The 12,102-nt window shown below is 60.4% G+C and carries 6 protein-coding genes; 2 read left to right on the top strand and 4 right to left on the bottom strand.

The features are described 5' to 3' along the window. Positions 1-102: 102 nt before the first annotated feature. Positions 103-1,626, bottom strand: a complete 1,524-nt coding sequence (locus tag P406_RS00825; RefSeq protein WP_046235035.1) for a lytic transglycosylase domain-containing protein — start codon at positions 1,624-1,626, stop codon at positions 103-105. Positions 1,627-1,844: 218 nt separating this feature from the next. Between P406_RS00825 and P406_RS00820 the strand changes: the two genes are divergently transcribed. Then, entirely contained in the window at positions 1,845-7,214 is a 5,370-nt protein-coding gene (locus P406_RS00820) for an AvrE-family type 3 secretion system effector (protein WP_046235034.1), read from the top strand. 60 nt (positions 7,215-7,274) lie between these two features. Here the strand turns inward: P406_RS00820 and P406_RS00815 are convergent, their stop codons facing one another. From P406_RS00815 to P406_RS00805, 3 genes are all read right to left on the bottom strand, one after another. Beyond that, entirely contained in the window at positions 7,275-7,664 is a 390-nt protein-coding gene (locus P406_RS00815) for a type III secretion system chaperone (RefSeq protein ID WP_003314129.1), read from the bottom strand. Positions 7,665-7,773: 109 nt separating this feature from the next. Then, positions 7,774-9,933, bottom strand: coding sequence for a hypothetical protein (locus tag P406_RS00810; protein WP_046235033.1), 2,160 nt, complete (start codon positions 9,931-9,933; stop codon positions 7,774-7,776). After that, complete coding sequence (locus tag P406_RS00805) at positions 9,930-10,424, bottom strand: CesT family type III secretion system chaperone (protein WP_046235032.1); 495 nt, start codon at positions 10,422-10,424, stop codon at positions 9,930-9,932. The genes P406_RS00810 and P406_RS00805 overlap by 4 nt, the downstream gene beginning before the upstream one ends. A gap of 304 nt (positions 10,425-10,728) precedes the next feature. On the opposite strand from P406_RS00805, the gene P406_RS00800 reads away from it, so the two are divergent. Then, the gene (locus P406_RS00800; RefSeq protein ID WP_046235031.1) at positions 10,729-12,054 is read left to right on the top strand and encodes a pectate lyase; all 1,326 of its coding nucleotides are present in this window, start codon (positions 10,729-10,731) and stop codon (positions 12,052-12,054) included. Positions 12,055-12,102: the final 48 nt, after the last annotated feature.

Below are 12,102 nucleotides of genomic sequence, written 5' to 3'. Positions count from 1 at the left end.
TTTTTATTCGAAGGTTTCCGGCACGCGCTGAAAACGCGAAAAAGCACTAAAAAAGGTCAATTTTCAGGTGCTTTAAGGGCTCAGGAGAAAAAAATCGAGAGGTTATTGGCGTGGATCGCTTGCGTACACCACGACACGAGGCCCGCTAGGCAGCTCACGCGGCTCATCGCGGTACGCGATCTCGTCGCGCTTGCGTGGCGACGAACGGTCATCGATGTACAGCCTCTTTTGTATTCGACGGTCCAGCAGCGAACGCTCGTTTGTCGCCTGCGATGGCGCCTGACGCGCTGGCTGGATGGATTCGGACACAGTCACCGGTTCGGCAGCCTGAACGGGTTGCGCTGGGCCGGGCAAGGGCTCCTGCCTGGCAACCTGGACGACTTTCGGTTGCGGTTCACGTCTGACCGGTTGTACCGATTCCGGTGCAGGCTCGCGCTCAAGCACCTGCCTCAGGCCTGCCGTCTGCTCGCGCCCTGCTGCTTGCAAAGGTCCAGGCACCGGAGCGCGCTCGGCCACCTGTGACGCTGGCTGACGCTCGATCACACGCTTTCCGGGGCTTGCCGGGATGACAGCGGTTGTCGCCGACTCTCCGGTGATCCGCTCGATACCTGCCGTCAAGACCTGCGTGTGGGTCTTGGGAATCAGCAAACGTCCCGGCCCATCCGGGGTCTTTTTTCGCAGGAATGCCGGGTTGAGGCGCAACAACTGCGCCTCATCTACCCCGGTTGTGGCGGCGAGCTGAGTCAGGTCTACCGTGTGGTTGAGCTCAACCACATCGAAATACGGCATGTTGGCGACCGGCGTCAGTTGCACGCCGTAGGCGCCTGGATTGCGCACCACCAGCGAGAGTGCCAGCAGGCGCGGAACGTAGTCCTGGGTTTCCCGGGGTAGATTCAAATGCCAGTAGTCGACAGGCATGCCACGCCGACGGTTGGCGTCGATCGCTCGTGCAACCGTACCCTCGCCCGCGTTATAGGCCGCCAGTGCCAACAGCCAGTCGTTATTGAACTGATCATGCAGGCGAGTCAGATAGTCCATCGCCGCCTTGCTTGACGCGACGACATCGCGGCGGGCGTCGTAGGTAGCGCTCTGGTTCAAGTTGAACTGGCGACCGGTAGACGGGATGAACTGCCAGAGGCCCGCTGCCGCCGCCGGGGAGTTGGCCAAAGGGTTGTAGGAGCTCTCGATCATGGGCAGCAGCGCCAGTTCCAATGGCATGTTGCGTTCATCGAGACGTTCGACAATGAAATGCAGGTAAGGCGTGGCGCGCTTGCTGGCCCCGGTCAGGAAGCCGCGATTGTTCAGCAGCCAGTCACGCTGGCGAGCGATACGTTCATTGACGCCCTGCCCGTCCACCAGCCGGCATCGCTGCGCCACCCGTTGCCAAACGTCCTCGCCGTTGTAGACGGGCAAATCGGCAACAGTCGTTGCAGCTCGAGGGTCCGCCTGCGCGTCGTCAGAGCGATGCCCCAGCCCGGCAACCAGTCGCGGCAAGCGGTCCAGGCGCGGCTGTGAATAATCGGCTGACTGGCAGCCCACACACAGTGCCCCCAGGGCCAGAACGGCGATTTGTACCGAACGAGCCAGCAAGCGAGGAGACGAAACGTGGAGGGCAACGGCGGCCATGTGCGGAATGTCCTGAACGTGTCCCCCTACGTGGCACGCCCGCCTTTCCAGTTCCCTGCCAGGTGTATTTCGCTTGCGTACGCACAAGCCTGAAACGTTTCAGCCAGCTGTTTTTCTTTGGAACCGGTGCCTTTCCGATGCCACACAGAAGCTGAAGGACTTTTCAAAGGGTTACACAATCGCCGTCGTCGGGCGGCAAATGGAAAGGGAGATGCACCGTGCAGGCACCAACGGTCAACCGCAATACCGGTAACGTCATTGCGCCAGAAGCAACAGCAAGAGCCGACAACCCTTCAAATCTGCGGCAGCAAACCGAACAGCCGACCCAGCGCTCCTCACATTCCCTGGGGAGCATGGGAAAACGGCTGCTGAAAAGTGTCGGCAAGGTTTTCCAGAAATCCAGGGCACCCCGGCAGTCGGCCGCCAGATCGCCCAGTACACAAACACCCTCAAGCTCAGCGCCGCGCTCCAGCCGCGAGGCCGGCAAAAATACCGGTCGTGACACTCGTTTGCCGGATAACCCGTCGCCGCGCAGCGATCATCTCCCCAAGTCCATTCTGCGCACCCGTGCGGACAGGGCGAACGCTTCAGGAACGACGGCACATGAAATAGAAGAAGAATCGACGCGGACAGACACTGCCCCCCGTAACAATCGCCGTGTCACGTTCAATCTTCTACAGGATCAGCTCACGCGCAGCGCTTCGGAGCAGTTAGCCGCAGAGCCCATGACTGACGAAGAGGCCGTCGCCAGCGCTATGCGCGAACGCCGTAACCCCGGCAGCCGCCTGCAAGGCTCCGATGGTACACGCCAGTCAATGCAGCCTGTCGACCCGAACGCGGCAAGCGGTTCCGGCACCAAGGCGGACGATTCAGAGGGACCACCCACCGCTCGCAGTCCGGGTCTGGAGCGCAGCGGCGGCGGTCGTTTCGAGTTCAAGAACGAGAAACTGACGCGCAGCGTGCAATCACAGGGCGCTGTAGGCTTGAGTGCCGAGGGCAAGCCGGATTTCTCTTCGTTCAAGACGCCCGGCATGGCCGCGCTGCTGGACGACATACTCGCCAAGCCCGGACAAACCTATCTGGCGCAGCAGAGTGAGCAAGGCGTGCAGGGCCACCAACTGTTGCAAGCCAACGGGCATCTGCTGCATCTGGCGCAGGGCGACAGCTCGCTGGCCGTCATCCGCAGCAGCGAGCCAACACTGCAGGTACCGGGCGGAAAACCTCCGCCGGTGAGCATGCAGCGTGAAGAAAACCACATTCATCTCGACACCCTTGAAGGGCGGCGCAGCCAGGAGTTGCCGGGCAAGGCCCATATCGCTCACCTCACCGACGTCCATCAGACCACCAGCGGCGACCGCCTGCGCGTACACGAAGACCGGCTGTACCAGTTCGAACCGCTCAACGCTCGCTGGAAACCAGTGAATGAAATCGAGGACATCGCTTTCAACCGCCTGATAACCGGAGGCAACGGCTCGGTCTACGCCAAAAGTGACGATGTCGTCGTCGATCTCTCCAGCCCGTTCATGCCGCACGCCGAGTTCAACGACCTGAAGTCATTTTCGGTCGCGCCTGACGATAGCGCGGCACTGCTCAGCGGCTCGGACGTGCAGACCGTTCTGCTGACCGACATGAGTCCGGTGATTGGTGGGCTGACCCCGAAAAAAACCAAAACCCTGGAACTCGACGGCGGTCAGGCACAAGCCGCCGAAGTCGCCCTGAGCAACGACAGGCTATTTATTGCCGACACGCAGGGCAGGCTTTACAGCACTGATCGCAGCGCCTTCGAAAGCAACGACCCAACGTTGCGCCTGATGCCCGACCGAGCCGGCTACAGGCTGGACGATCAACCAATGGGCGGCCACAACAGCGTCAGCGGATTCATCAGTGGCGATGACGGTCGCGTGCACGCACTGATCAGGAATCGTCAGGGCGAGGTGCACTCCCATGCGCTCGACGAGCAGGGTGCGAAACTGGAAAGCGGCTGGAACCTGACCAATGCGCTGGTCCTGGACAACACACGCGGCCTGACGGTTATGCCAGCGCCCGTCGGGGCCGACCGCCTGCACCTCGACCGTGCCGGTCTGGTCGGTTTGAGCGCCGGTCGCATCCAGCGTTGGGATGCGACGCCGCAGTGCTGGAAAGACGCAGGCATCAAGGATGTCGATCGCTTGCAACGCGGTGCCGACAGCAATGCCTACGTATTGAAAGGTGGCAAGCTGCTCAGGCTGGATGTGGCCCCTAAACACCCCAATGTTGCCTTCGACCACAATACGGCACTGGCCCAGATAGCGCGCTCGACCAAGGTGGCGATGGGCAAGGAAATCGCAGGGCTGGAGAATCGGGTCGTGACCGCTTTTGCCATGGTCAGCGACAAGCGCTTTGTCGCGCTCGATGATCAGAACAGGCTGACGGCCCATAGCAAGGACCACAAACCCATCGATCTGGATACGTCCGCAATTGACGGTGACATCAAGGAACTGGCGCTGGACGAAAAGCACAATCTTTACGCTCTGAGCAGCACCGGCAAGTTGTATTGCATGCCCCGAGAGGCATGGCAGGCAACCCGATTCGGAGGCCAGCTGGCGGCCAAATGGACGCCGCTCACAGCGCCTGACGGGCAACCGGTCAAAGCGCTGTACAGCAATGATGACAATCGCTTGAGCGTCCAGGTCGAGGACGCCGCCGGTCAAGGCCTGATGCAACTCAAAGAGGGGCGGTGGCAAGCGTTCGAACAGCGTCCCGTGGAAAAAAACGGCTTGAATGACGTTTACAACCGCATCACGCGCGCGCACAAGACCTGGCGGATTCCAGGCACCGGGTTGACAGCAAAGCTGGACATCAATGCATTCGGGCGCAGCGGCATGGAGAAAAGCAATCGCCCCACCGCCAGCGAGGCCATTCGCGCCAACGTTTACAAGCCCACGCTGGAACCGCCTCGCTGGATGAAGAACGTCGGCAACAACATCCAGCATCGCTATCACGGTCGCGAGGGCCTGAAGGAGCTCTACAAGAAAGAGCTGATCGCGTTCAAACAACTTGAACTGATTCATGAAGCCGGCGGCACACCCCCGACTCCGGGCAACGATCTGAAAGCGCGAATTGCGCGCCTGCAGCTTGGCCCTGAAGGCGCTGAACTGGCAAAAGAACTCGAGGTCTTCCGCGACGAACTGGAAAAGCACGCCAGAACTGCGTTGGAGAACATTGGCAAGGACTACGGCAAGCTCAAAAACCTCAGGCAGAACGACGGTGTGCTCAACCAGCACAGCGCAGTGGCAAAGTCGTCGAAACGCACTCAGCTCGGCAAGAAGCTGGCTGAACTGGGGTCGATGCTCAACTTCAAAAGCTCCGGCCATGATTTCGTCAATGAGCTGGATAACGCCCTGACCCAGGTCGCCCCGTCCGCAGAAAACCCGACGGCCACAACGCTCAAGCTGCTGAAAGACAACGGGGTGAAGCTTTCTCACACCAAAACCGATATCGGTCTGGGCCAACGCCGCGATGCCAACGAAGATCACGGGCTGAGCAAGGCCCGCCTGGCGCTGGATCTGGTCACCCTGAAAGACCTCGGTGCGCTGATCGGCAAGGTTGAGCTGCTGGCACGCAGCAGCGACCTGCCCGGGCTGCAAGCGGAATTGACCTCGTTGCGCGATGTGACCTATGGCGAGAATCCGCTCAAACAGGTCACCGACATGGGCTTTACCGATAACGCAGCACTGGAAGGCGCGTATGACGCAGTCAAGGCGTTCTCGAACGCACTCAAGAAATCCGACCACGCTGTCAGCGTCAATATGCGCGCGGCAACCGGCAGCCAGGATCAGTCCGAACTGGCCGACACGCTCAAGGCCATGCTCAAAAACCTGGAGCACGGCGACGATGAAATCGGTGTGCAACGCAGTTACGGGCTGAACCTGACCAGCCCGTTCGCCGTACTGGCCGACAAGTCGACGGGTCCGTGGCCGACCGCCGGGGCTACCGGCAATCGCAACTACCTCTTCAGTGCCGAACGTTGCGAAGGCGGCGTGACTCTCTACCTGATGAGAGAAGCGGCCGGCAATATCAGCGGCGGCGTGGGCGGCGGCAAGGACTACTGGCCGGGGTTCTTCGACGACAACCACCCTGCCCGCAGCGTCGATATCGGTAACAACCGCAAGATGACGCCGAACTTCCGTCTTGGCGCAGACGTGACCGCAACCGCTGCCGCCAGCCAGCGTGCCGGGGTGATCTTCAATGTGGCGGACGACGAAATCGACGGGTTCGTCGACGACCTGTTCGAAGGCAAGCTCAACCCCTTGCAGCTGTTGAACAAGGTCAAGGACCACGAAACCTATGAAGCGCGGCGCTTCAATTTCGATATCACAACAGGCTTCAGCGCTGATATGCGCGTCGGCTTTGGTCTGTCGGAGGCCGACAGTGCGCCGCTTTCCGCAGTTGCGCGTCTGGGCGTGGCGGCGAATGTCACGGTCAACCTGCTGAGCTACACCGATTACTCCCTGACCCAGAAGAACGACAAGACAGAGCTGCGCGAAGGCGGCAAGAACCGGCCGCGCTTTTTCAACAGTCTGATCTTCGGCGGACAGGCGCGCGGGCAGATCGGTGGTACGCATACCAACGCCACAGCAACCCCGGCCTCCGCTGCCGGGCCGACGCCAGCGACTCAATCGGCGGCCAATAACCTGGGGGTGTCGGCGAACGTGACCATCGATGACAAAACCGTCAAACGGGTCAAGTTCCGCTTTAACGTAGCGACCCCGATGACCACCGAGAGCCTGGACAAACTATCGAAAAGTCTCGGTGCGGCCTTCAAGGATAAAGCCACGACCGCCCGCCTTGCAGACCTGCAAAATCCGCTGAACGCTCTTTACGCCGACATGAACCCTGAGCAGGCCATTCAGGCTCGACTTGACGGGCTCAAAGCGCTGTTTGCCGACAAGCCGTCGCAGAACGATACGCAATACAAGGCGCTTCGAGACCTGAAACGGGCGGTCGTGCAACACCAAGCGTCGGTCAACAATCACAGCGTGCTGGACAATGCCCGCTTCGAAACCAGCAAGACCAGCCTGTCAGGCCTGAGCAAGGAAAGCATCCTCACCAGAATCATGGGTTCGATACGCGAAGCCAGTGCGCCAGGCAACGCGGCGAGGGTCGCGGAGTACATGCGTCAGGACCCGACGCTCAGCGCCATGGTCAAGCAGCTTGAAAACAGCCAGGGCACCCTCGCCCGGGTACGCCTTGAACCAAAAGACTCGCTGATCGACGACATCGACGAAGGCAGCCGCAGGGGTACGCTGACGCAGACCCAACTCTCCGGCCTTCTGGAAAATCGCAATAACATGAGGATCAAAAGGCTGGTGGTGTTCCATGCCCCACCGCAGACCGAGAATTTCACGTCACCCACGCCACTGATCAGCTACAACAGCGGCGCATCGTTGAGCGTGAACAAGACCCTCGGGCGGATCAATTTCATCTATGGCGAAGACCAGGACAAACCCATCGGCTACACGTTCGACGGGGAGCTGTCGCGGCCCTCGGCGTCGCTGAAAGAGGCGGCAGGCGAGTTGAAACTGTCGGGCTTCGAAGTCAAAAGCTGATAGCTGAAACAACGTAAAAGCGCCGCATGGAGCGGCGCTTTTACGTGCAGCCCCGCCTGTTCAAGCGTGCAGAAATGCGCGGGCTTCGCGTGCCTGAGCAATAAAGCCACGCGTTACGTCGCAAAAGGCTGGCTCATCGAGCGACACCAGCTCACGTTGCGCACACAAGCGTACATCGCCCTGATCGACGGCAAACCAGCAACCGTGCAAGCGGGCGACGTCGAAGTTCAGGCTCAACAAGTGCTGCAAATCGGCAGAGCGTTCAGGGCAGCGCCCGACACGGCAATGAAAGATGACCATCTCACTGTGCTCGGGCAACTCGATGACGGCGGCTTCGTTGTCCTGGCCGTCATACAGCGCGCATACCCCGTTCTGCCAGGTAAGCGAAGTGCCAAGCTGGGCACCCAGCGCAGTGATGAAACGGGAAAACTCATGTTGCGAGGTATTCATCGTCATAGTCCTTTAAGAAAAGCCTGAGCTGACCAGGCAGTGAGTGGCTGCCTGACGCTGTCGGTTCCACAAAAAGGGGCCGCCAGGGACACAGCCCCCCGTGTGTTTATCAGCCTCGACGGCCCTCCTCCATCGAACTCAGTTCGACATCGACGGGGTCAGCGTTGTCCGCAAGCAAAGGTGTCTCTGGCGCGTTGCGTGAATTGCGCAAGGCCGAAACACCTTTCGATACGCCGTCCTCCACCCCGCGGAATGTATCCACCACCAGTTGGGTCGGTAATTGCAACGCCCCTCTGCCCATGTGATAAGCGCTTTCCACGGCTCTGGGGACGCCACCCAGGGTATCCGGCTGGAACGTATGCGGCAGTGAAGCTCTGTCCGGATGGCGAATAGTGTTCCAGGCGCTTTCAGTACGCGGAAGCATCGGCATTGCGCCGCCCATGCCCGCCTCTTTCAAGGCCTTGGCCTCGGCCGTGACCGACTGGTTGGCATAAAGGGTCGACAGGTAAGACACCGAACCGGTTGCCGCCAGCGCCATGTTGCGCAGGATATTCCTCGCGCTGAGCGTGCCGGATGCGCCTTGGGGCTGGAGGGCAACCGGTGGTAGCGCGCCGTTCAGCGCTGCGCTCTGCACCCCCGAAAAAGCCTTGCTGTAGAACGCGGTGCGTACCGCCGGTTCGCGAAGGTCCAGGCCTTTGCCCAGGTCCTTGCCCAGGTCGGCATTGGCGCGGTCCGGGGTGAAGACCGGGATCTTGCGCCCGCGCGGATCGACATAGGTCGAGTTCAGTTGTGCAATGGTCTGGGTGGTGGCTGATATGGCCCCGGCGATCCCGGAAGTCACCGCTCTGGCCGACAGGGTCTGGCCATTGAGCAGATTGAAATCATTGAGCATCTGGCGTACCGCCTGCCCGCCACCAAAGGCGCCGTAGGGGATCATCTCACCCAGTGGATGGGTAGACGAAACCTGAACCTTTTTCTGATTCAAAACCGCTCGCTCGCTTTCGACGAAGGCTTTGTCCTCAGCGGCTTCCTCAGGCGTTTTTCTGACCAGTGCGCCGTTGTTGTTCTTCAACTCGAAAGGGTCGGGAATCACCGAGTCGGTATCAATCCCCTTGAGCGGTACCATATTCAGCCGCTCGTTGAGGCCGGCTTTCTGAAACCCGGCCTGAACCATCGGCTTCAACAGGTTGGTAACGCCCTCGTGAGCCACCCCGGCAGTCAGCCCTACGGCCAGGGCCCTCTTCATGCTGGCGTCGGCGCTTTTTTCGGGAACGGCATCTTTCATCGCGTCACCGGTGGCCGTGCGGATATACCCCAAGTGGAGCATGGACACCATAAACTGCGGCACCGCTGCCGCAACGATCGGACCGAACCCCTTCCAGCCGCCGACCGAGTTGCGATCAACGTTCAGCTTGTCGATCAGAGCATCCATTTGCGTGTGAGCGGCAACGGCATTTAACCGCTTGGCTTCAGGCGACTTGCAGAAGTCGGCGTGCAGGTCGCTCAGCATCGCCCTGGCCGTCTCCAGCGCCTGCCGGTCCATCAGCAGACCCGGTCTGCTGTCCTCAGTGGCGCCCTCCAACTGGCTGTCCAGCGCGGCGATGCGTTCGTCCAGCACCGCAAGACTGTGGTTCAGCCCCGCTTCGATGGACTTACTGGCCCGACCGGCGTATTCGCCAAGCGCCGCCTGACTGACCGCCAGCGTGTTGCGGTCTCGCAGCCCTCCTGGGCCGAATGCATCAGCCGTCGCGTCATGCATGAGCTGGAAGTGTTCCAACTGGTCTGCGAGCGACCGGGCAAAGCCCTTGATCAGTGGTTCGGTCTCGGCCTTGCCTGGCAGATGCCCTGGCTCAGCGAATCGTCCGAGCGTTTGCTGTACATCGGAGCCGTGAAACTGTTGCAACGCATAACGCTCAGGCGACAAACGGGCGGCCATGACCTCGAAGGGCAGTTTTTCAGACTGCAACAAACTGCCGATCAGCAGGGCCGCGTTAGCGCTGATGGTCGGCGTGGAGGTGCCCTTTACGGTGGGCTGTTCGGCACGAAACTTCTCCAATGTCGGCAGATGTCGCGGCGCGACTGGCAGGCGAGCGGCACCGGCCGCCGAGCTTTCCGGCGCTTGCGCGGCCGACTGGCTGGCGGTCAGCGGCGGGTTGCTGCCCGGGCTTACCGCGTGTGGATGAGCCTGGGCGACAGCGGCAGACGGCTGCGGCTGGTTCGCCTGAACGATTTCGGTACTGCCTGATCCGCCGACTCGTATGCCAGTCATTGGAACCTCCCGGAGCTCGCAGGCGTATCACGCATGGTTACCTTGGAGGCAGGCGTATTGACCGGGGCGCTCGCAGTACCCACCGGTCCCATGAAACCGTGCTCGCGCCACTCTTTGGCCAGGTCGGCAAAGGACTTCATCAGCAGCAGCACGCCCTCGGCTGTCGCTCGTTCAAGGCCTATCGATCCCATCAGCAGCACTCGGCCGGTCTGGGCATTCCAGGAGAAAGCCGGGCTGTGGGCACCCGCAAACATATGAAAGTTGATGTCCATCAACGCCAGCAAGGCGCTGTCACGATTGCGCGCGGGCAGCGCGCCCATATCCCCGTAGATCAGAATCGCACGCCCCTCGTCGCGGTCCTGATAGTGAAGGGTGAAGTCGACGTCGCTGATTTTGAAATTGGCTGACTCGTAAAAACGTTCGGGTTCGGAGATCAGGCTGAGCGTGCAAATCTCGTTGATAAGCGTCTGATATTCATCATTTTTGTTCATTTAACAGCCTCTCGGTGCGCTGTGGGTCCACACCATTTTTTTGCTGGCGTGTGCGCACTGAGTCGGAGGGCAAGGCGTTTTGGTTCCTTGGCGCGAGCCGGCCTCTCCAGCCCGGTGCATCGGAGTCAGCGCCAGTCAACGCACACAAACGGGAACCCATCCCCCCGTGCTGCCACTCACTTCGGGCAACGCCAAGGCAGAGTCCTCATCGACCTATAGAACCCGACAAGGACGCGGCGATCAACGCCGGTAACTCCGGAAGACGACGCTGGTTCATATGTCCATCCCATCGAGGTAAAGCACCATGAGCATCGGTATCAACTCCTCCACCTCCTACCAACCCGCTTCAACCCAGCTGGACTTCTCGGCGCTGAGCGGCAAAAGCCCGCAGACCAATACGTTCAGCGAGGAGAGCACTGCACAGGCCGTCGACCCGAGTGCCCTGCTGTTCGACACTGCCAGCCAGAAAGACGTCAGTTTCGGAAAACCCGACAATACGGTTCAAAGCCCCACCGACAGCAGTGCTGCAACTGACCCTCAATCCAATGTCGTCAAGCTGCTCAGCGCGCTCGTCACATCGCTGCTGCAAATGCTCATGAACCTCAATAAAAAACAGGACACGGGTCAGGACGCTAACGAGTGGCAAGACCCGTTTCAAAACAATGGCGGACTCGGTACGCCATCGACCGAAGGCGGTGGCGGTGGTACTGAGGCGGCTTCAGGCGGGGACGACGGCGGAGGCGGTACTGAGGCGACTTCAGGCGGTGACGACGGCGGCGGCGGTACAACGGCAGCGTCGGGTGGTGGCGATGGTGGCGGTACATCCCCAACCACTGAAGGTGACGGTGGCAGCAGCTATGCGTCCACCGGCACAGAGGGCAGCGGCACGCCTTCGACCGACAACGGAAGCGACAGCGGTGATGGCGTAACACCTCAAGTCACCCCACAACTGGCCAACCCTGGCCGCAACTCGGGCAACGGCACGGTTTCGGATACAACGGGCTCTCTTGAGCAATCCGGCGAAGTCAATGTCGTGAAAGACACCATCAAAGTCGGTGCTGGCCAGGTGTTTGACGGTCACGGTGCAACCTTTACCGCCGACAAGTCGATGGGCACCGGCGACCAGGACGAACATCAGAAGCCCCTGTTCGAACTGGCCGAAGGCGCTGTGCTGAAAAACGTGAACCTGGGTGAGAACGAAGCCGACGGCATCCACGTGAATGCCAAAAATTCGGAGCAAGTCACCATTGATAACGTGCACGCCCAGAACGTCGGTGAAGACATGATCACCGTCAAGGGCGAAGGAGGCGCAAAGGTCACCAACCTGAACATCACTAACAGCAGCGCCAACGGTGCCGATGACAAGGTCATTCAACTCAATGCCGATACCCACCTGAAAGTCGACGGTTTCAAGGCCACCGATTTCGGCACGCTGGTCCGTACCAATGGTGGCAAGCAGTTTGATGACATGAGTGTCGAGCTCAATGGCGTGGACGCGACCCATGGCAAGTTCGCACTCGTCAAAAGCGACAGTGACGATCTGAAACTGGCCACTGGCGACATCGCCATGACCGACGTCAAGCACGCCTATGACAAGACCATGGCGTCTACCCAGCACACCGAGCTCTGATACGACGCATACATGAGGAACAAGCAAAGGGGCGCATTCCATAGAGGG

The organism is Pseudomonas syringae pv. coryli str. NCPPB 4273, from assembly GCF_000972175.1.
Taxonomy (GTDB): Bacteria; Pseudomonadota; Gammaproteobacteria; order Pseudomonadales; family Pseudomonadaceae; genus Aquipseudomonas; species Aquipseudomonas syringae.
This window is presented reverse-complemented; position numbering and strand designations above follow the sequence as displayed.

Excerpts from the sequence above, each read along its gene's own strand:
- P406_RS00805 (WP_046235032.1), bottom strand. The coding sequence starts at position 10,424 with ATGAACAAAAATGATGAATATCAGACGCTTATCAACGAGATTTGCACG.
- P406_RS00815 (WP_003314129.1), bottom strand. The coding sequence starts at position 7,664 with ATGAATACCTCGCAACATGAGTTTTCCCGTTTCATCACTGCGCTGGGT.
- P406_RS00825 (WP_046235035.1), bottom strand. The coding sequence starts at position 1,626 with ATGGCCGCCGTTGCCCTCCACGTTTCGTCTCCTCGCTTGCTGGCTCGT.
- P406_RS00810 (WP_046235033.1), bottom strand. The coding sequence starts at position 9,933 with ATGACTGGCATACGAGTCGGCGGATCAGGCAGTACCGAAATCGTTCAG.
- P406_RS00800 (WP_046235031.1), top strand. The coding sequence starts at position 10,729 with ATGAGCATCGGTATCAACTCCTCCACCTCCTACCAACCCGCTTCAACC.